This window comes from Desulfoluna spongiiphila, assembly GCF_900101345.1.
In the GTDB taxonomy this organism is placed as follows: domain Bacteria; phylum Desulfobacterota; class Desulfobacteria; order Desulfobacterales; family Desulfolunaceae; genus Desulfoluna; species Desulfoluna spongiiphila.
Genome location: NZ_FMUX01000005.1, coordinates 269,282 through 290,860, shown reverse-complemented (window position 1 = coordinate 290,860; position 21,579 = coordinate 269,282). Strand labels below are relative to the sequence as shown.

Below are 21,579 nucleotides of genomic sequence, written 5' to 3'. Positions count from 1 at the left end.
CGTTAACAAGAGCCTCGCCGCTAGGTTCACCGGAGACATCAAACGTTTCTGTGGCTGCGAAGGCCTTACCTGCCCCTATGGCTGCAAAAATAAGCACAGTAAACAGGGCGACTCTATATAGAGGGTGCATTAACTTCATTTTCATAGGGGCCTCCCGTTCACGTGCCGGCCGACATGGCACGGATCCAGTTTATTCTCTAAAAAAACTACCCGCTGCGTTTCTTGAAGGGGCTGGCAAAAAAATAGACTACTTGACCTCAATCGCAGATAATCACCGGGACTTCCGCGAACTTTACTGCATTCTATTTTTTGATCCAGAAATCCTCAGGCTTCTTTGTTCGTGGACACGAGACCGAAGCATGAAGGGTAAGAGCCAGGAGCTATCCCTGTTCGGTTCATAAGGGATGAGATGGCTACAGCCAGTGATGAGTATGTGATGATATGTCACGTGAGAATCACGCAATATTAAATTCTTACGGTTCCATTCTGGGTTCTGTATACCGCTCGTGTCAAGGCATCAATGTGTGCGGGGGCATAGGTCTCACGGGTTCAACAACGCAGAGCGCGAGCCCTTATATTCGCTATAAAAAACATGACTTCATAACGGATCCAGGTCCATACGTGATGATTCGTCTAAAATAACATCTGAAACACCCGTTTTATAGGAACAATTCTAACATCCACCACAACAGGCAATAACTTTACTAAATTGACCCAGAATAGTGATATAAATCTTTCCAATCAACGAAGAGATAACACCGATAAAAATGTCATTGAATTACATTTTAATATTGAATTATCTTCAAAATATAAAAAAACCCGCCAAGTGACGTATCACCTGACGGGCTCAAGGCCTTTTATTCTACATGTCAGTGGTCTCTCAAGGTGAAAAAAGGAGAGGTTGGAGGGCCAACACCTTGGCATCGGTTATGTGTGTTGCCCGAAGGGAGAGAAAAGCGAGCAGAAAATAGGGAATTGCATTTTGTATTTTTGAAATGACTGAGCTTATTTAGTTATCGAGCCGCCTCCCCATGACATATCAGGGGTAGAGATCTCAGACAGAAAATCAATGCACAAAAAATACCGCTGCGCTTTACCCGGAGGGACGAGGGTTAAAGCACAGCGGCAACCAGCTTTCGAGGTGGCTCACCTTGCCGCGGAAGGCCTGTTCTCCGGAGCCACGTTTATCATACCGTGCTATGTTGAACTGAACCTCTGCATTATCCTTTTGTCCGAGCCCTGACACTTCCCGCCGGTCAAACGCACAGGTACGGGTTCTGCCACCCGCTGATGTTTTCCCGATGAATGGTTTCATACACGGCATGGTTGTAGGGAAGGGGCGTCCCCTGCCCGATGACCAGTGGTTGGGCCCCGTTGCTTCCCAGGGCAATTTTTTCGATATCCACCGCCGGACAGGGGGCCGTGGACCCCATACAAAAAGAGCGTGTGCCCCGTGGGCCTTCCACCGCCTCCTGTTTCATCTTTTCCTTAATGGCCTTCCAATCCCGTCGTTCAAACTCAGGCACCAGTTGGGAAAAAAGAAGCCCGGCCTCATACCCAAGCAGCGTATAAAAGTCGGGTTTCTGTTGTGCAAAGTCTCGAACGTTCCGGATAAAAGCCATATTGGCGTCATCTTGTGCGCCGGGGCGCCACAGGGAGGCTGAATAAAGGGCCATGTCCAGATTGCCCATCTCGCCTAAAATTTCATCGGAAGCCATATGGGCCGTGACAACAAGGGGCACTTTTCCTTTCAACCCCGATTGGGTAAACGCATGCAGAAACTCACGGGCCTCAGTGCCGCAGAACACGGCGTGGACAAAGGAAACCCTGGCCTGCTCCAGGGCGGAGAAGACCTCACCGATGGCCTCCGTCACCTGGGAGCCCCCGGGCCGGTACGGCAGCACATGCAGGTCAAGGGCCTCGGCACCCGCTGTCACCGCCCCCTGCCTGAAGGCCGACTGCAGATGGTACCCGGCGTCGTAAATCGGCATCACCACGGCGCCTTTTTCTCCGAACTCCCTGTGGGCCCACTCCCCCAAAGCAAACTGGGACTGCCAGAGCTGAAAACTGTTGCAGAAGATAACATCGGACAGGGGGTGCGGGTAGGGAAGGTACTCCCCGGCATCGAAAAACAGGGCCGGCCTGCCGTGCTTCTCAATGGCTGGAACCAGGCCGGGCAGCGCGCGATAGCTGATCACACCGGCCAGCATGTCCACCCGATGGAACCCGATGAGTTTGTGCACAGCCTCCAGAACCGTTTTTTCTCCCCCCTGCCCGATGTACTCCGGCACGATGTGAAACAACCCATGGTATCTTTCCGGGATGCCGCTGTAGAAACCGCTGATGGTCCCGGGCACCATGCCCGGATAGATGGAGGAGTAGGGAGACAGAAAGCCGATGCGTACCGGTTGAGCCATGTGGGTCACCTCACCTTGCGTGTGTCATGATTACTGCCGTTGAGGAAAAATCCCGTCGGTGCAGATGCCGAAACTGAGTCCCAGGCTGGGTTGGACCACATCAAATGCCGTGCCCGATCCCGTCAGGGAGGAAGACACCGTCTGGGGCCCGGACGAGTTGGTGACCTCAACCCCGTCAAGGGCCACTCCCGGAGCCTCACTGTTGAACAATTTGGTCTCGAAACGGCTGTCCGGAGCCCCGAGGGTCGTGGCGCTGGAAGTCCCGGCAACGGCTTCCGTGCCCGGCTGGGCACTTGCCTTGAACTCAACAGAGATGGCAGGGGCCGGAATTTCCACCAGATGGTTGTGGGCCGGCAGGTTCTGGACCAACAGGGTCCGGCTCCAGTACCCGTACCTGTCACCGCTGTCGCAACGGGGGAGGCCCGGCCCCTGCCCCGTGCCCATGGGGACCCTTCCACGCAGATCCGGCAGGTTAAATGTTACCCGTCCATCCCCTCCATAAATCAGGCCGATCAAAGCATACAAAGCCGTGTTGTTGGCAATATCCAGGGGTTGGCCCCAGCAGCCGGCCCAGTTACGAGGAATCCAGTTCATCCCGAACATTGCGATCATCGCCATAAAAGCGTCCATAAACCCTCCTTTTCGAAAAAATGTGTCTGCCACAAATTGAGAAAGTCCTCCGCTGCAAGCACTGCCTCCGGATATGGAGTCACAGGGCAAAGCAAGGCGTCAGGCAACATTCCTCCCTTTCGTTTCCCGGAGGCCCCGGCAACGGGTACCGGCCCGACCATCGGGCCATTGGACAACACTTTTCAAGGATCGTGCCAATAGCCCTTTCCCCGGCAAGGACCGTAAAATGGGGAACCGCATGGCTATAGCTCCCATCTCTGTGGACGAAATCGAAAGGACAAAAGGGTCAACATGGACGGATTCGTCCATGGGGGGAGCTGCCCAAAGACGCAGCCCTGCCTGTACCGCGGTCGCGACGGCTTGCCCCACGAATAAAAAAAGGGAGCCTTACGGCCCCCTGTAGTTACGGACGTCAATATCAATGACGCCATATGTTTCCCGCACATCTCAGCGAAAATTATTCCTTCTCTTCAAGGGTGACAACAACATCGGAATCCCACGCCAGCCACTCCCGCCACGCCTCATCCATCTCTTTGTGCAGGACAAAATGGTGATCCGTTTTCACCTGTTTGCCCTGCGCCTCAGTTTCAGGCGTGGCAAAGGCGATGCCTCCGGCCACCAGGGCTTCAAAGGATTCGGAAGAGATCTTCATCTTCGTCATCAACCCGCCCTGAATGCGTATACCGCTGACATTCCAGAACCGTGTATCGCTACTGACAAGGTCGGCGAACTGTTTGTAGATATTGATGTAAACATACACCTTGTCCCTGTTTTCAGATAATTCGGAGCCCGTTACGTGACCGACCTTGACCTGCCTGTACGTCACCGGGCGGTCCTTTTTCAAAGATCCCAGGGTCTCGCTTTCCAGCACCAGGTTCAAGCCGGAGGCCTCATGCATGCGAACCGGAGGCTCTTCATAGACCGTAAACGACCGGCTCCGTTTTCCGGTACCGGGTTCGAGCTTCAGGTACGATCCTTTAATGACGCTGTCGATATTGCGGATTCCCGCCACACCGATCTCAGGGCTCACCACCCAGACATACGTCCCCTTGCGCAGAAGGGCTGCTGATTTCTTCGACACACCGGCCACTGCCACCAACGATTGCATGTCCTTGGCCAGGTTGACGTCCTTCACCTCCCCGATGGTCACGTTCCGATACGTAATTTCCGCCCCTATATTGACACCTCGATGGGGAGGCATATGCAAGGTGATCTTCACATCATCGGCTTGGCGGGCCTCCCGAGCGTCTCTATACAAGGGAAAGGTATGGTCCGCAGCAACCGCCTTTCCTCCCGGGGGTGTTGCAAACTGAACCCCCCCTGCGAACATGGACTTGAAGGTTCCGATTTTCAAGCTGACCTCCGGAAGGTTCGCTTTCAGCTGGATCCCGCTCACATCCCAAAAGTACGATGTGCTTGTCACAAGGTGCTCGTACTGTTTGTAAACCAGGACATCCACCCGAATCATCGAATCATCTCCCAGGCTCGATGCAAGGACCTCGCCGACCTGGATCTTCTTGAAAAGAACGGGGGCTCCCTGTTCGTGCATACTGGATGAGGGTGTCTGGAGGGTCAGGTGAAGGCCCGGTGCACTTTCAAGGAGGGTTGGCGGGTCATGCAGAGCGATAAATCGGGATGAGATCGTCTCCGAAGATCCCGGCAACACACCGATATAGCTCCCGGAGACAATGGTATCGAGGCCGGAGATTTGATTCACCGACACTTCCGGGCGGACCACCCAGAATTTGGTGTCGTCAACAATATGCTCCCTGGACTCTTTTTTCATTTCAACAATCGCATCCACGTAGAGCAGGTCCCTGGAGACGACCAGCCTGTTGACCATGCCCACCGGAATGCCCTTGAAGAGGACCTGGGTCTTCCCCGGCGTAATCCCCACGGCGTCCTCCATGCGCACAGCGATTTCGTAACCGGCCTCTCGAACACTTTTCAACACCAGCCAGCCCCCGATCATCAAGGCGATAAGGGGAAGGATCCATACGGGGGAGATGCTTTTCTTGGTCTTCACGACGGCTTTGTTCATGGTGTCCTATCCTTACACTAAAAGATTTCTGGAGAGATGCGCACGATGAAAACGATCAGCAGGGCCCAGCCATGGTCAGGCATCCCCATGGTTTCCGTCCCAAAGAAGCCGGGCGTCAAAGGTCAGGGCAGCGAGCATGGTGCAGGCCACCACCCCGCCGAAAAACGGGGCCCCGATGGCCGCATGGGTGGAGGAGAACCCACCGAAATTCACAAGCACCGTCATCAGGGCGATGACAAAAATATCAAGCATGGACCACCGGCCGATGAACTCAATAAAACGAAACATCTGGGTTTTTTGCCGGAGGCGTGTCTTCCACCCGAGTTGGACGGAGAGAAGCGCAAGGGCCAGGCCGATGATTTTGTAGACAGGCACAAGCACCGAGGCGGCAAAGATAACAACAGCGATTCCGTATTCCCCGGAGTGCATAAAATAGATAATCCCGTCCATGATGGTGGAGTACTGGGAGGACCCGAGAAAATCCACCCGCATGATGGGCAACAGGTTGGCCGGAATCAACAAAATGGCCGAAGCCGCCACCAGAGCCCAGGTCCGGCTTATGCTGTCCGGTTTTCGATAGTGAAGGCTTGCGCCGCACCGAAGGCATTCCGCCTCCCCCTCGGAATCGGTAACGTCACCGGGGGACAGACGGCCGCAGTCATGGCAACACATCAATCCCGCCGCCATGGCGGTCTCCTTCCCGGGTCCGGGTGCCGGGATATCCCGGTTATCTTCCAAGCCAAGCTGCTCTTCTATTTGAACCCAAAGACCGGATTTGTCCAAAAAAGACAAGGCGCACAGGTTCATGAAGACCATCACAAGGAAGCAGAAAAAACCCAGGTTAAAGGAGATGCTGGCCATGGAGTATACCTTGATGATGGTCACCAGGACGCCGATGAGATACACCTCGCCCATGCCCCACTCTTCAAGGGACTGAAAGGTTCTCAGGAGCCATGCCTGACCTCGGGGCCAGCGTCTTACCTTGGCCAGCAGGGCCAGCAGAAAGAGCAGCGCCGGATTTAAAAAGGGAAGCAGGACCGCCGTAAGAAACACCATGGCCGCCACGGAAATATACCCCTGGTGGTACAACAGGATGCTGTTGTCCACAATGCTCCCGCTCGTCTCCATACCCAGGGCGTTCAAGGTCATAAGCGGCGTAAAGACCGCCGGGAAGAACACCAGGAGCACCATGAACGTAAAGGCCAGCGTCCGGTTGATGGAATCGGCTTTGGCAACATGGGTTTTGGAGCCGCACCTCGGACAATAGGCGGAGCTGCCCGGCGGGAGATCATCGGCTTCCAAAAGCAGGTCGCAGCCATGGCATGAGGTTACGCGTGGAGGTATCATCGTGCACCTTAAGATACAGCATTCTGAAGGGATGGCGCCGTTCAAGGCGTATCGTCATCCGTACATGGAGTGTGCCGAGAAAACGTGATAATAAAAGGCGTGATATCCTGGCAAGTAAATCACATTAAAATAAATTATAGCAGAGATTAAAGACAGTTGTCACGACCCATCGTCATCCATCCCCGAAGGAGGCGATATGTGTTTCGCAACGCCGGAGGACGCCCTGACCGAGACGAGACCTGTGGCTCCCGGGCAACACGCTGCCGGTGGAAGGGTTCGGGGCAATCACCGGCGATTCCTGTCCCTCAGGCTAATCGTTTGTCCACCGGATTTGAAATTCAATCTCCTCTTCCGCCCCTTCCCTTTCGTGTTCAACCGTAAACTCAGCCCGTACCGGGACGTAAATCCTCTCCCCGGCTATTTGGATTTCAAATTTGGATCCCGTCTCAAGGGCATCGGCCAGTCGCCTCAGCTTGGCCACAAACTCGGATGTAGTATAACTTTTTTCAATATCCCGTTCTTTCTTCATCGTGCTCTCCTTAACCCGGATATTTCACGAGTCGAGTGCACCCATATTCAAGGCATCAGAGCTGCAGATGTAGTGGTTTACCTCAAAGCTCTGATAACGCAGAAGATGGGTGCACTCGGCTCGCCCGAAGGGTGAGAAAATCAAACAGCAAACGCTGATTTACATTTTACATTTTCAAAATAGCTAACATTTTCATTGTAGCCACCCGAAATCATATAACTTTCCTTTTGGGCGGTTGTTTTCTCATGAAATATCCGGGTTAACTCATCAGGTGACAGCCTGGGTCATCCTGCCCCCAAGCGCATAGGCATGTTCGCAATCCACGGGAAACACATCCCGGTGCCGCCGCATCTTGGCGTCCACATCGACCCTGTCACACACAACCTTTGTGTGATCTTCAAACTGAAGGGTATCATGGCAGTAGAGAGCCTCCGAGGAACCGAAAATCATACCCAGGCTCATCTCATTGGACTCAAGGGCGTACCTCAGGCGCATCTCCTCCATCTCCTCTTCCGTGATGTTCATGGTGTAGATAAACCCGGTGGCCATGCTGCGCGGAAAGATGGACTGCCACGGGTCAGTATACTCCAGGAAAGGAAACATGAGCCGCTCCATAAACGAGCGCATCTCCCCTGTCACCCGTCCGAAATAGATGGGCGAGCCCAGAATCAGGGCGTCAACCTCCCTGATGCCGTCCAGCACAGTCGTCAACCCATCTTTCACCGCACAGATACCGTAGCTTTTTCTATCCCGTTGCTTGCAGGCAAAACAACTGCGACACCCCTTGTAGTCGAGATCGTACAGATGAATCAACTCCGTCTCCGCCCCTTGAGAGGCAGCCCCCTCAAGGGCCTTTTCAAGCAATGTCGCCGTGTTCCATGTCTTTCTCGGACTGCCGTTGACTGCCAGAACCTTCATGGGATAGCCTCCTGCGTCAGTAATATGGCCCGACACCCGCGACCTGAAACGGCTGCCGGAGAAAGCCTGCGAAACGGTAAGAAGAGATGTTCAACCCGACTGCGTGCATGGTCAGGCCGGAACCTGAAATACCCCGGAGGCATCCGCCTCCCGGGCCATGAGCCCAAAGGCTCCATACATACATGGTACCGAAATCGAAGCCTCATATAGGCATGGCGTCAGGGATCAAACAAAAGGTGCACATCAACCATGGGTGCCGCTGTGAGATGGCCCGAGGAACGTGGGCTAATTGCTCATCTCTCAGCCGTGAGCATGCTTTATTTATTTACCACATACCATGTAAGATTGGTGACTTAAAAAACATAAAAATCCAGAGACACTCAAAAAAGTGGCTCAGATGAGGAGATCCACCGGCTCCCTAATCTTTCCTCACGCATTTCTAACCCTGCCCACATCCTCTCCACACGGTGAGCTGAACATATGTCACCGGACAGCCCCCCCGGCAGCCACAGTCGACAGCGTGTAAACACACCCAGCAATCATTGACGGCCCTTACCCACACAGGAGGTTACGATGCAAAAAAAGCACCTTGTCCCACGTGCCCCATGGGCGACTCTTTGCCTTTCACTGCTCCTTGTACTGACGCCATGGCAACCGGCATCCGCGGCTTTTGGGCAAAAAACCGAACTAAACTTTATTGTGGAACCCTATCTGATCAAGCCTGGCTCCGACACCATGACGGTGATGTTCGAAGCCTTCTGCCTCTCACCCACCCTCTGTGTCAAGGAGGCAGGCACCTCGTCATGGACCCGCATCGCCCCAAGCATCACACCGGTCCTGCCCACCCTTCGCAAAACTCGGATCACCGGGCTCAAGGCAGACACCACGTATTTCTACAAAGTGGAGACGCTTCTTCGAAAAAGCCCGGAGTACCGCTTTCATACATGGCCCCGTACCGGGGGGGACAAAACGATTGCAAGACTCGTTGCCATCAGCGACAGCCAGGGCGATCACCCGGAGCGCCTTGCCGATGTCATCACCAACGGCATCATCGCCGTGGAGGGAAAAGGAAGCGTGGACGCCTGTTCCGAAACCATCTCCGCCCTCCTCGTGACCGGTGACCTGGTCACCCATGGCGACAACAAAGCCCAGTGGGTAAATGAATTCTTCGCGAACCTCCAGCCCCTTGCCTCAAGGGTCCCCCTGATTCCGGCCCTGGGCAACCACGACATGACGCCCTTCTTCTATACCTGCTACTTTGACATGTTTCCCGACGGCAGCCTTGAGCACTGCCTGAAACTATCCCGCTACAACCTGCTGAACACCATGATACTCACCCTCAACAGCAACGACCTCATCCAGGTCGACGGGCTCCCGGATGCAGGGGGACTCCTCCAGCGGGAATGGCTCCTTGACCACCTCTATGACGCCCAAGACGATCCGGCAACGGACTTTGTCCTCGCCCAGTTCCACCACCCCTGCAAATCCGAACTCTGGCCCCCCGGTGAAACCGAGCGGTCCTGCCGCTTTGTTGCCATGCTCGAACGGTTCACCGCCGACACAGGCAAACCCAGCCTCCACCTCTTCGGCCATACCCACGCCTACTCCCGGGGCCAGAGCCGGGACGTACCCCATGTCTGGCTCAACGTAGCCCCCACGGCAGGTGACATCGACTACTGGGGCGAATACGACATGGCCGATTACGATGAATTTCAGAAATCTGTGGATGAGTTCGGCTACTGCCTCATCACCCTCCAGGCCGGAGAACGCCCCGCCGTTGAGATGGTGAGGCGGTCCGGGGGAAACGGTATCCAGTGGTTTAACTACACCGACGACACCATCGCCGACGCCTTTGCGATCCACCGTGACAACCAGGCACCCGAGATGCCGGGAATCGCGGCAACCGAATACGCCGGATCTCTCTTCCTCCAGGGCACGGACTTTATCGATCCGGATGGAGATGCTCACCTGGAGTCGCACTGGCAGCTCATAGCGGAAACAGGCGATGGAAAGGTCATCGACATCTGGGGCAATCACACCCGGACGGAAAACATCTGGATGGGAGAGAACATTCAAGACGGTGCGGACATTACGCGGCATGCGATACCAGAACTGCCCACAGGAACCTATTCCGCCCGTGTGAGGTACCGGGATGAGGGGCTCGCCTGGTCCCCCTGGTCTGAGGCGGTATCGGCAACGCTGCCCCCGGATACAATACGATAAAGAGCTTTGCTGCCCGCGCGTCAAACGGCACCCCATCGTCTTGCCCCTAAAAAAAATCCCGCCTCGTGGTGACGAGGCGGGCCTCCTTTCTAAACCCCAAATCCAAGGCTCGGATAGTTATTATGTCACCGCAGAGAGCCTGACCCCGGCTTCCTTCCCGCACTACCGCTTGCTGTCTTGTGGACTTGACGACTTCACGTAATAGTAGCTATCACCTCTGCCTGATCTTCGTATATCTACTTTCTCATAGCCAAAGCAGTTCAACATGGCTTCCATCAAGAAGAAAAATACGAAAGCAAGCCCTATTCCTATTTTAATTGAGTTACCTAACATTTCTTCAAATTCATCTTTATGTTTCATTACCCATGACTGCACCCAATGAAATGGTGATTTTTCTATCGCAAGGTAAACATAAATACACACCAAGTAAGGAATGGCGCAAAAGAGCAGCTCAGATCCCGGGCCGATTCGCCTGAGAGACAACACGCAGTGGAGTATAGAGCTCATCAACAAGGGAAAACCGATCACCCACAGGCAGTAGTAATAATACTGTTTTCTGTTCTTATTCATAGAATCCTTATTCGTGGTAATGTTCTGAGGTTGCATAACGAGGTCCTCACCGACGGAATCAATACTTATAGGAGTGTAAGGGATAGGGCTATGACAAAAATAAAATATACACGTATTGGCGTGTATAGCATTCCATAAATGACTTACCCATCGGTGAATTCCCGCCACCGATCAAACGGCCAACATATCAGGATGTAGAATTATTTTCCGGCCGTGCCCTAAGGCATGGCTGACCACTGAAGGGAAATGTACAAAAAATGCCGCTGGGCTTTAACCCGAAGGACGAGGGTTAAAGCCCAGCGGCAAACAGCTTTCAAGGTGGCTCACCGTGCCGCCGGAGGCATCGCTTTTGTATGGTTTATTTTTCAGAAAGAACCTCGTTTAACAGATCCCCCTGTGCGGAACCCGGTGGCGTCATACCAAGGTATGCTGCAATTGTAGGTGATACATCCACGGGGTGAACCAGGCGGTGGATGGTTTGGGAATCTATGTCGGGTCCCATAAAAACAATCGGCACATGTGTATCATAGCGCCATGGAGAACCGTGCATACCTGCCACAGGGCCTTTATCAAATAAAAACCAATAAGGTTCTTGAATAATATAAATATTGCCGGAGCGGGAATGATGAAAATTGTTTTGAACCTGTTTTAGCAATTGTGTTGTCTGAAGTGGCGGCAAGCCACTCTGCGATACGGCAAGGGCAACCCCTTCCTTTTCAGTCAATGTGGCTGCGATCTGTTGTTCTACGTATTTAAGGTCGAGCTTTGCAGCCTGTATTTTCTCCTCATGAAGGTACAGGTACGGGCGGTAGAAGAAACGAACGACATCCTGGATGTTAAAAAGCTTTTGCCCTATCTCATTTGTGGAATCAACAATAGTGTCAGGATAGAGGCGATGGGATGAAAACCCCAACGCCGTCATGTATTCCGGCATATCCGCCATACCATGGTCAGAAGACAAGATGAGCAAGGTATGTTTAAGGCCGACGTTCTTATCAACAAAGGCAAAAAGGTCCGCCAGGGTATGATCCAGTTGGACGACAATGTCTTCACTCTCAAGACTGGACGGCCCGAAAAAATGGTTGATCACATCCACTGACGAAAAACTGATGGATAGATAGTCAGGAAATTCATCCCGACCAAGCGCCTCATTGACTATCAAATCTTTGGAAAAATCCAGAAGAAGCTGGTCTCCGACGGGACTTGCAAGAATCTGCGTATAAAGCAGTTTGTTTCCTGCATCACCGAAGGAATGGGGGAAAACACGGCCAAACCCTTTCAGGTCTGTTTCATAAGCCCGGTCATCCTGGGCCCCTAATAGGTAGGTTGGTTTATCATTCAACAGAGACCATGATTTACCGGCATACGCTTCGGCAAGACGAAGGGCATTCCACTTTTTCACCCATTCCGGGTAACGTTCATAGTAATAGGAGCTGGTGACAAAATCACCATTGTTTACAGAAAACCAAAAGGCCTTCCCCACCTGTCCGGCCATGGGGACTGCCCCCCGGTCTTTTGCGGATACCGCAAAAATTTTTGAACGGCCACCGTAATAGGCGGCAAGGGAATCGCTGAACGTTGGAGCAAGAATCGCTTTCGGCGACCGTCCGTCTGTTCGTGACAACTTTTGGGACGGGTCAACCTGATCACCGGTTGTGCTCACCTCCCGGCTTGGAAGCATGGGACAGTCCGGGTCTTCAATATTGTACCCCAATGTTTTGCTGTCGGTATCAAACCAGACATTGCCTATCATGCCGTGTTCCGATGGAAACGCTCCCGTGGCCAATGTTGTATGCCCCACAATCGTTTCCGTATTGGCATGCTGGTAGTGGGCGTTGGTGTACACGGTTCCTTTCTTGAGAAGAAGCCGAAACCCCTTTTTTCCAAAATGGCTGCCATACCGATTCAGTAAATCGCCACGCAACCCATCCACAGTAATTTGCACAACAAGTTTAATTTCATGTTGAGTTTGGCCGCTCGCCAGAAAAAACGGGCTTGTGCCAAACACCATGATTGTCAAGGTAAGCAGAAAACAGAGGCGGCGTTTAAAGCTTTCTAAATCCGATTCTTTTTTCATATCCCTGTTCCAGTATTTATAAGGTTCGCCATAAAAAAAGGCCATAGGGGGGGGGCTCCGCCACATTCGGATATTTGAACCTGCGCATCTAATTGATTTTTTCAAGATCGCCAAGCATCCAGGTCTTGTAGAAATCCTTGCTCTCGGGTCCATACAGACGAAAGAGCAGAAAAAAGTCTTCGCCGGTTGGAATCCAATTCGACTCTTTGCCCTCTGGCGCTTCAGGTGCAAAATAGACATCACAGGAGCCGTCATCATTGATCTGCATGGCGTCGGCATTACGGGATGAAAGCCCTACTCTGTCAACATCACGGATAAAATTCTTCGTTTCCAGGCTATAGACAATAACCGACCAGAAATCCTTGGCAGGGGTATCTTTCGGTACATTCAGCTTGTACGTGGACTTGCCGTCATACATGTCGCCGTGGGAATCAAACAGTCCCGTCAAGTAGAAGGTGCCACCGCCCAGGTACCTCGGTAAATAGGTGACATAGAAATATTTTGCAGCCCTGTCGTCCACCAGAATCTCTGTCTCAGTCTCATGGGTGAATCCCGCTTCGGGTTGCCCCGGGCCAAATAGCCAGAACATCCACTGGGCTTTCGGCTTCCCGTTTTTATCTTTCCACAGGGGTTCCATGGACTTGCCGGGTGTCACAAAGTATTTCTGCATTGAGGCATAGGCGAGGAGCAGACCTTCATGCATTGCTTTGCGTTGCCGCTCAGTCGGCTCATACGGTTTCCCCTTTACAATCCCCAGGTCCTTGAGAAGCGAGACCATCGCCTTGTCCTGGGTGCGAATGGGGTTGTTCTGAACGACATGATCCATGTCCTGAAAGAATGTATAGTTGTAATATGGAAGGCAATCATAGCTCTTTTCGGTAGCATTGAGGTGGTTGGTCGGCGGCGGGTTGGCCGCTTCGGACAGGTAGTAGATTTTAACCCCCTTCGCGTAGTCGCCGGCGTCTTTGTCGGTGGCATTGTTGTAAAGACGCGGCCTAAAGGAAAAACCATACTCATAGGTGTCTGTTTCATAGACAAAATAGCCATCCTTCTCCAGCTCGGATTTTGGCGTCTCGCCATCGTACCCGGGAGGCAACAGCAAATACTTTCCACCCCTGCCTTTATCTCTGCCAGCAGGTCCGACATCTTCGATGGGCTGTGACCATGCATTCAGGATGGAGCCGAAATAACTCACCTTGTCCGTTGCAGGAGGCACTTCGACGATAATGGGACCACGGCTGGAAGACAGGGATGCCCAGGCATAGGCCGTTACATCGTTTGCAGTCAGAAAGCCGTCGTCAGAGCCCAACGGTGCGTTCAGATAAGCCACATCGTTGAGGTCTCCACCCAAATCACGACGGATCGCCTTGACAAAGTCCACCATGACGACGGCAGGCATGTAGTAGATTGCTCCCTGAGTGGCGCGCTGGACCATGATCTTGTACTCAATATCCTCTATAGAGCGGGCTCGATCGAGTACCCCGTCTGTCTGATCAAATGTCTTCTCCGGCGGTAACTTTTCTGCCGCCTGTACCGATCCGACCGCCACCATCATCAGCAGCAGCATAGTCACCATGACGGTTATCTTCTTCTTCATCTGAATGTTCCTTGAGATTGTTCTATGATTGGGATCCGCCCCAGAGGTCTTCGAAAAGGCCCCGTTGTAGGAGTCAAGCCCTGGGGGGCTCCGCTTGTCCTCCAGGCTCGACGGGGGAGGCCACGACTCGATCCGGCAAGTCACCAGCCCATGGAAATTTTGGTGTAACACAAGACAGCCCTGCAAAAATGGGGCAAATGGGGTCTATACATTTGGCTCTGGTCATCAGCTGTACTGCCAGCCAAGAGAACCCATGAAAAACGGATCAAGGGATGGTGAAGAGGGACGAAGGCAATTTTACGATTCAACAGACGCGAAACTGCACGCAGGGGAGGACTTTTCCATGGATTGAGAGGCTTGCAAGAAATGACGTTGCGTTTATCGCAATAACGTACCACATTGCACGAAAAATCTAAACCACTTAATTAATGAAGAAATAAGTCCCAAAAAAGGATTATCTGAGCACTGAGGGCCTTGCCCGTTGTACGGGCATACCACCCGCTGACAAAAAGAAAGGAGAGCGCCATCACCCCATAGGTGGTCTGCAAGGTAAGCAGCGTGCGTAATGCTAATGTCTTGCCCTTAACGTGTTCCATAACTGGCGCCTCCTTTGAATTTAGTACAGGCTACTCAATGGTATTCTTATAAATCTTTCCATCCTTCATGATCAGCGCCAGGTTCTCGTCGGGCTTTGTCAAAATGCTGATGTCCTCCAGGGGGTTTCCGTTCACCAGAAGAATGTCAGCCAATGCCCCTTTTTCAATCACACCAAGTTTACCGGGGTAGGGGTTTCGTGGGCCGGACAACGCAAGCACCTCGGCATTAACCGATGTGGCCTGCCTTAGAATTTCCGCATTTGTGAACCACTGGGTACGATTGGTAAACTCCGTGACCTGCAGTTTTTTCAATTCCATTGAGCCGACCATATCGGTGCCGAACAGCACGTTGGCCTTGTGCTTTTTGCAAGAGGTCATCAGGTTGTCCAGGCCCTTTTTGGCCTGCTGCTGGCGATCCCTTTGGGCCAAGGTGAAGCTCTCGGGAGGAGGACTCATAAACAGAGCGGTCTGCGCGCTGATATAGACCCCTTTTTTGGCGGCCAACTTTACTGTTTTCTCCGTGATCAAGTTGGCGTGTTCAAGGGTCTTGGCGCCGGCCTCTATGGCCATTCTGGTTGCCGCATCGGTGTAGGTATGCACGGCAACGTAGGTGTTCCAGCGTTCGGCTTCACCGACGGCCGCCTTAAGCTCTTCAAGGGAGTATTCTGCGATATCAAGGGGATCATACAAGCCGGAGACGGCACCACCTGTGAATACCTTCAGGAAGTGCGCCCCTTTGCGAAACTGCATGCGGCTGGCCGTCAGGACTTCGGGAACGCCGTCGGCAAAAATGACCAGTCCCGCATACTCGACGTCGGTTACCCCGGCGCCTCCCATCATCCGCGGCATGGTGGACGGGGACCTGAAGTCACCATGGCCGGTCGTCATGCTGAGGGCGGCCCCACCTGAGTAGATTCGCGGTCCAACAAAGTAGCCTTCGTCAATGGCACTTTTGACACCGAAAATGCTGCCGGCTACATCTCTGATTGTCGTAAAACCTCTCATCAGGGTACTCTCCGCCTCGACCAGGGAGAGGGCCGCCTGATAATCGAGGGGTTTAAACATGTGCTCGGTAACCCCCATATTCCACTGGAGATGGGTGTGGGCGTCAATGAACCCCGGAGTCAGGGTCCTCCCGTTTCCGTCAATGGTTATCGCCCCCTGGGGCGCGGCGATATGTTGCCCCACGGCCTCGATGATATTGCCCTTCACAAGCACATCCTGACGGGGGATCAGTTGGTCACTTTTTCCGTCAAATACATTCACGTTTTTAATAAGAACGGCTGAGGTAGCTGCATCTTCATGCCCTGCGGCTTGCACCATGCCGACAAGCCCTGTCAACGCGAACAGGGCAACAATCACAATCATTCTCTTCTTCATGGGTAGTCTCCACGTCTTTTAAACCGACTTGTTAAACGATTGCCCTTTGAAGCAGGCTCATCACCCTTGCAAGGAACGGGGTCACAGACACGATCACTAATCGCCATCGCCCTTATTACGACACGTCACGCGATCCACACCGATGGCGATACCGACTGTTCACTAGGACCTACAACGTTGCATTCGCGATGTAAATACCACTAAAGAGGTATTTTTATGGTTCACCGCCATGGGCAAAAACAACATCATGTGGGGTTGATGAGTCCAAGATCGCGCGCGCTGTTGAGAGCTCCGATACGATTTGTTGCGGTCAATTTCTTGAAGACATGTTTCAAATGGGCCTTACCGATTGCAGTGGAAATACATAGTTTTTCGACTATTTCCATGTTGCTCACACCTTGGGCCATAAGAGGCAGCAATTCGGCTTCACGGGGGGGGGTAAAAGATCGGTGAAGGGCTGTTCGGAGGTGGCTTCTGCCATCTGATACCCGAAAGAGAACAAAAACAAGGAGCGACCTGACCACACAGGCCCCTTCACGCCGGTATTTCAAAGCCTCTCGAACGTAAGAGAAAACGTCACCCCTTAAAAGAGTCAGAAGGCCCTGCAGCACCAGTGCCTCGCCTTTTAATTCGCGGTATATCTCAGATTCCGGCCAAAGCCCCGCCAACATGTGCGACGCTTTTTCTGTGAACGAGTAGATATCGATATTCTTGCATAGATCGGTGCCGAGAACGATCATCGTGGTGAGCAGCACCGGATCCTGCTTCAGAACCTGCCCAGAAAAAGCCGCAAGCCGTAACCCATAAACTGGCAAGGGGACTCTTCCCGTAACCGGCCGGTGCCGTGACCAGTGTCAGGGGGCGTTGACGGCCCTTCTCAAACCGAAGATGACTGGCAGAGACGCTGGTGTCATGAAACGCGCCCTGTTTCCTATTCACTAAACCTCCCCTTTTCCAGAAACCCCAACGTCTCTTCAATGGCTGTCCTGTTCTTCATGATAAAGGGATGGGTGGCGGGGATGGCTCTAAAATCGGCCATACCGGCCACAGGGGCCCTGGCAACGGCCACTTTGCCGTCATCGGGGCCGGGAATCAGGGCGGAAAGGATAAAGTTGATGGTACGGGTACCGGTGAGGATGCCTAAGGGGAACGTCACCGGGCCAAGTGTGGCTGGAAGCTGATCCGGGCCGGTGCCGAGCTGGTTGCCTGCAGGGCCGTTGATGAGCTTGAAAAGCCGAAGGCCGCCCAGTTTATCCACGGTTTCACTGCCCTGGTTGGGTGGGCTAAGCATGACGGCGCTATGCGGGGTTTCGATGAGCCCCTCTTTCACCAGGTACCGAAGGACAATCCCGCCCATGGAGTGGGTGACAAAGGCGAGGGACCCTCCGGTGGCCTTGGAAAACGCGTTGACCTTCGGGGCCACGTGGTCCCGGCAGAGGACCTCCACAGGATGGCTGGTGGAGGGGTAGTCGATATTGAGGGTCTGGTACCCGGCGGCTTGCAGGGCTTTTTCCATCTTTTTCATGGAGGACGCCGAACGCGCCAGGCCGTGGAGAAGGACCACGCCTTTGGGGTGACCCGGGCCTGTTTCTGCCAGGGCAGCTGAATCAAAAATCAAAAAAAAGAGCAGGAAGAAAACTCCATATTTCATCGTCATATCTCCGAGGGAAATGCCATGGTCAACACAGGCTCACACACAAGGGCAAAGCCTCCGCGACAAGAGGGGCACCCGTGAAACCCTGCAACAAAGGTATGGGATCATGGTTATGCAGTCGCTTTCCAGGCATTCCCGTATGAGGGTAAAGCCCGGCAGGGCATGCCTCCTTAATAATACAGTGCGGAGGCCCTTCACCTTTAGCCCTTTGCCTTTAGCCCTTCATCACATTGCACCAGCACCGCCCCTTCCACAACACAGGCGTGTTCGGTCAATGACGGGTCCACCAGCACCCGCACCGCGCTCCCCCTTTTTTTTCCGTGCCAGCTTTCATCAACCACCACCACGGAAGTGCCTTTCACGGCCCTGCCCTCTTCTGTCGTCCCGGTGAAGGCCACCTGCATCCGGGTGGCGGTGAAGGGCACGCAGTGGGAAGGTGAAAGGGAATCCACCGTGCCGTCAATGAGAACGCCGCAATGGTATAGCCGCCGTCTGGCAACGGCTCCGGCCCATGCGTAGAGCAGAAACGGGAGGCCCATCATGGCAAATATGCCGCCGATGACGGCAATGGCCCAATGGGGAAAAACCACCGGCGGAAAATCGGGGAGGATGGAATCGCCGCCTGCCACGAGCGCCGTCACAGCCTGGCCGGGTTTAAGGCCATATCCCGCCTCGGCCATGGTCTGAACAACATCGGTAACCGGTGAGCCACCGGCCTCATAGCGATAGGTGATGCGCACCGGATTTCGATTCTCAATGGTGATGCGGGTCACCGGCGTCACGTCCACCACGGTGGCGGCAACGGAGGCCCCCTCGGCTAAAAGGGAGTCAAAATCAGGCCCCTTGCCGTCCATGGAGGTGATGAGCCAGCTGAGCAGGATCAGGACGCCTGCGGGCAGGACCGTCAGCATAAGCCCAACGGAGAGGGCCCGTGGGCGGTCCAGTAAAAAACGGATGAAAAGGCCGGCGGGCACGCGCCGGGATGCTGCATCGTTCATCATGTTCCCCTTAAGGATAAAAAAATCTTGCCTCCGGCGGCCCTGCCAGGGGCCAAACTTTTGAAACGTTCGACAAACAGACAAAAAAACAAAACCCCGGCACGTCTAACGTGTCCGAAACATGTCAAACACACACGTATCACAGCTAGCTTGAAAGACAAAAGGTGTTCTTTGTTTTCAGGGCTGTGAATGAAAATTCGGCGTGTTTACATGCATCCCTTGCCGTCGAAATCACTGCGCTCCGGTGGAGCCAAAGGCTCATCTATAGAAAAGGACGACACGCAGTCGTGGCGTTTCAATGCAATGCGGGGCATGACAAAAAAAGCCGCACTGGAGTGCGGCGCTCCAATCCGGTTCAGGACATGCCTACAAAAAAACGCACCGGAGAGCTGTGCTCCGGTGCGTTCTGCTTTTCTGATACTCTTTAATTAAGGTCGCGGCATCAAGCGGCAGCAACCCAAACCGTCCGGGTTTACCGCAAGGAAAGTCCCCCACGCCCTGCCCTGTGACCTAAAAAAGGCCCGCAAAGCGGGCCTTTTTTCTAAGCCGTATAGAGATTGTTGGACGAGAAAACCGGGTCGGTGGTGAGGTAGACGCCCAGTCGCCTCAACCCCGCTTCATCGCCGGGGGTGGGCATGTGGGTCATGTGCATCTCACACCCTTTGAACTCCTTGAGCCCTTCCATGGCAAGCTGCACCGCGTGGTTGCTGGTGGCGCTGATGGCAAGGGTGATCAGGGTCTCCTGGAGGTCCAGGGAGAGGTTCTTCTCGCCCAGGACATCGATTTTCAGGTTGTTCACCGAGTCCACGGTGGCCTGGGGAAGGAGCTGGATCTTTCCGGGGATCTCCGCCAGGTATTTCAAGGCGCGCACGATGGCGCTGGCTGCGGCGTGCATGCGCGGGGAGTTGGAACCGGTGATGATGGTGCCGTCTTTCAGCTTGATGGCGGCGCCGCAATGGAGCCCTTCGTTGCCCAGGCGGGGATCGGCCTTGGCCTCTTCGGCGGCCCTTCTGGCGGGTCCCACCACGGAGCGGTCCTCTTCGGTGAGATCAAACTCCTTCATCAGCAGCTCTGCACGCTGGACGGTGTCTTTGTCCACCATGCCGAGGACGTATTCACAGCGGTAACGCAGGTAGCGCCGGATCAGCTCCTGCTTGGAGGCCTCTTTGGCGCCCTCGTCGTCGGCGATGGCAAAGCCCACGCGGTTTACGCCCATGTCCGTGGGGGAAAGGTAGCAGGACTCGTCGCCGGTGATCTTCTGAAGGATCCTCTTGAGCACGGGAAAGACGTCGACATCACGGTTGTAGTTCACCGATTTCGTGTCGTAGGCCTCCAGGTGGTAAGGGTCGATCATGTTGACGTCGGCCAGGTCTGCCGTGGCCGCTTCATAGGCGATGTTCACCGGGTGCTTCAGGGGCAGGTTCCAGACGGGGAAGGTCTCGAATTTGGCGTAACCGGCCTGGATGCCGTGCTGGTGATCATGGTAAAGCTGGGAAAGGCAGGTGGCCATCTTGCCGCTGCCGGGACCGGGGCCGGTGACGATAACCAGAGGTTTTTCCGTCTTTACGTAGTCGTTGACCCCGTAGCCTTCGTCGCTGACGATGGTGTCCACGTCCGTGGGGTACCCCTTGGTGAAATAGTGGGTGTAGACGTTGACGCCGCGGCGCTCAAGCTTGGTTTTAAAGAGCACAGCCGCAGGCTGGTTTTCAAAGCGGGTGATGATAACACCCCGCACCTCGATCCCCCATTCGGCCAGATCGTCGATAATCTTGAGGATGTCGGTCTCGTAGGTGATGCCGAAGTCGGCGCGGACTTTCTTGCGTTCGATGTCCCCGGCGTAAATGCAGATCAGTACCTCCGCCTGGTCTTTAAGCTTCTGCAGAAGGCGGATCTTGATGTTCGGATCGTAGCCTGGAAGCACGCGGGCGGCATGATAGTCAAACATCAGTTTGCCGCCGAACTCCAGATAGAGTTTGTTGTCGAATCGTTCAATACGCTTCCGGATCTCACCGGCCTGCTCCCGCAGGTACTTCTCATTATCAAAAATCTGATTTGCACTCATAATCAAAACCTCAAGGGATCGGTTCAAAAGCCGTCATGAAAACGCAGTCAACCCTTCGGCACAGCAAAACCGTACCGCACTACCTTGCGTGTATCATTCAAACGACTCTTTCAGGGGGTTGGCATGATGGTCCCAAAAAATGCAGGGCCCCGCTGCGGCGGAACACTGCATGATGGCCACACCGTCACAGAAGCACTGGCTGGCTGGACAGGGCGGTCGTATCATAGACTTCGTAAGACAACATCTAAACTCAGCCCGGAACCGGGTTAAGGGGTGGTGAACGGGTTATCTATTGCCACAATGTTCCGGGATTACCATAGGTGAAGAGAACTGCAAAGAAGATTCTTTCACGCCGTGGAGCCGGTCTTCCGGGAAAAATCCCGCAGAAAGCCAAATGGCGGGGGGTCCGGCTTTCAGGCCGTGGGACGGAAGAGATAAAAAGAAACTCCGGCGGGGGCAACCCGAGGAATCCCCCGGGCCCCATAGGGCCGGTTTTGGGTTTTTCCCTGAAGCCCGCAGCCTCCCGCCCGGCGTCACCCG

At 54.0% G+C, this 21,579-nt stretch carries 16 protein-coding genes; 1 reads left to right on the top strand and 15 read right to left on the bottom strand.

What is annotated here, in order from left to right; translation table 11 throughout:
* Window positions 1–1,256 precede the first annotated feature (1,256 nt).
* The 6 genes from BLQ12_RS09485 to BLQ12_RS09460 form a co-directional block, all read right to left on the bottom strand.
* Window positions 1,257–2,417, bottom strand: coding sequence for an ABC transporter substrate-binding protein (locus tag BLQ12_RS09485; RefSeq protein WP_092210400.1), 1,161 nt, complete (start codon window positions 2,415–2,417; stop codon window positions 1,257–1,259).
* Between the two features lie 30 nt (window positions 2,418–2,447).
* Window positions 2,448–3,047, bottom strand: coding sequence for a phage tail protein (locus tag BLQ12_RS09480; protein ID WP_092210399.1), 600 nt, complete (start codon window positions 3,045–3,047; stop codon window positions 2,448–2,450).
* Between the two features lie 457 nt (window positions 3,048–3,504).
* A complete protein-coding gene (locus BLQ12_RS09475) occupies window positions 3,505–5,088 on the bottom strand; it encodes a PqiB family protein (RefSeq protein WP_092210398.1) in 1,584 nt (527 codons plus the stop codon).
* A gap of 75 nt (window positions 5,089–5,163) precedes the next feature.
* Complete coding sequence (locus tag BLQ12_RS09470) at window positions 5,164–6,435, bottom strand: paraquat-inducible protein A (protein WP_092210397.1); 1,272 nt, start codon at window positions 6,433–6,435, stop codon at window positions 5,164–5,166.
* A gap of 310 nt (window positions 6,436–6,745) precedes the next feature.
* Window positions 6,746–6,964: an amphi-Trp domain-containing protein gene (locus tag BLQ12_RS09465; protein WP_092210396.1), complete on the bottom strand. Its 219-nt coding sequence runs from the start codon at window positions 6,962–6,964 to the stop codon at window positions 6,746–6,748.
* A 267-nt stretch (window positions 6,965–7,231) separates the two neighbouring features.
* Complete coding sequence (locus BLQ12_RS09460) at window positions 7,232–7,882, bottom strand: flavodoxin family protein (protein ID WP_092210395.1); 651 nt, start codon at window positions 7,880–7,882, stop codon at window positions 7,232–7,234.
* A gap of 699 nt (window positions 7,883–8,581) precedes the next feature.
* Between BLQ12_RS09460 and BLQ12_RS09455 the strand changes: the two genes are divergently transcribed.
* Window positions 8,582–10,105, top strand: a complete 1,524-nt coding sequence (locus tag BLQ12_RS09455; RefSeq protein ID WP_175469615.1) for a purple acid phosphatase family protein — start codon at window positions 8,582–8,584, stop codon at window positions 10,103–10,105.
* 162 nt (window positions 10,106–10,267) lie between these two features.
* On the opposite strand, the gene BLQ12_RS09450 is transcribed toward BLQ12_RS09455, so the two are convergent.
* The 9 genes from BLQ12_RS09450 to BLQ12_RS09415 all read right to left on the bottom strand — a co-directional run bounded on the left by BLQ12_RS09450 (window position 10,268) and on the right by BLQ12_RS09415 (window position 21,039).
* Window positions 10,268–10,675: a hypothetical protein gene (locus BLQ12_RS09450; protein ID WP_139163923.1), complete on the bottom strand. Its 408-nt coding sequence runs from the start codon at window positions 10,673–10,675 to the stop codon at window positions 10,268–10,270.
* A gap of 358 nt (window positions 10,676–11,033) precedes the next feature.
* Window positions 11,034–12,752: an alkaline phosphatase family protein gene (locus BLQ12_RS09445; RefSeq protein WP_175469614.1), complete on the bottom strand. Its 1,719-nt coding sequence runs from the start codon at window positions 12,750–12,752 to the stop codon at window positions 11,034–11,036.
* 88 nt (window positions 12,753–12,840) lie between these two features.
* Window positions 12,841–14,349: a DUF1214 domain-containing protein gene (locus BLQ12_RS09440; RefSeq protein WP_092210391.1), complete on the bottom strand. Its 1,509-nt coding sequence runs from the start codon at window positions 14,347–14,349 to the stop codon at window positions 12,841–12,843.
* Window positions 14,350–14,774: 425 nt separating this feature from the next.
* Complete coding sequence (locus BLQ12_RS27385) at window positions 14,775–14,945, bottom strand: hypothetical protein (protein WP_175469613.1); 171 nt, start codon at window positions 14,943–14,945, stop codon at window positions 14,775–14,777.
* Between the two features lie 30 nt (window positions 14,946–14,975).
* A complete protein-coding gene (locus BLQ12_RS09435; protein ID WP_175469612.1) occupies window positions 14,976–16,307 on the bottom strand; it encodes a metal-dependent hydrolase family protein in 1,332 nt (443 codons plus the stop codon).
* 263 nt (window positions 16,308–16,570) lie between these two features.
* Complete coding sequence (locus BLQ12_RS09430; RefSeq protein ID WP_092210389.1) at window positions 16,571–17,140, bottom strand: response regulator transcription factor; 570 nt, start codon at window positions 17,138–17,140, stop codon at window positions 16,571–16,573.
* A gap of 116 nt (window positions 17,141–17,256) precedes the next feature.
* Window positions 17,257–17,976, bottom strand: coding sequence for an esterase/lipase family protein (locus tag BLQ12_RS09425; RefSeq protein WP_139163921.1), 720 nt, complete (start codon window positions 17,974–17,976; stop codon window positions 17,257–17,259).
* A gap of 203 nt (window positions 17,977–18,179) precedes the next feature.
* Window positions 18,180–18,980 (bottom strand): DUF3592 domain-containing protein, encoded by an 801-nt coding sequence (locus BLQ12_RS09420; protein WP_139163920.1) that lies wholly within the window; start codon window positions 18,978–18,980, stop codon window positions 18,180–18,182.
* Between the two features lie 538 nt (window positions 18,981–19,518).
* Window positions 19,519–21,039, bottom strand: coding sequence for a DUF1846 domain-containing protein (locus tag BLQ12_RS09415; protein ID WP_092210387.1), 1,521 nt, complete (start codon window positions 21,037–21,039; stop codon window positions 19,519–19,521).
* Between the last annotated feature and the right edge of the window lie 540 nt (window positions 21,040–21,579).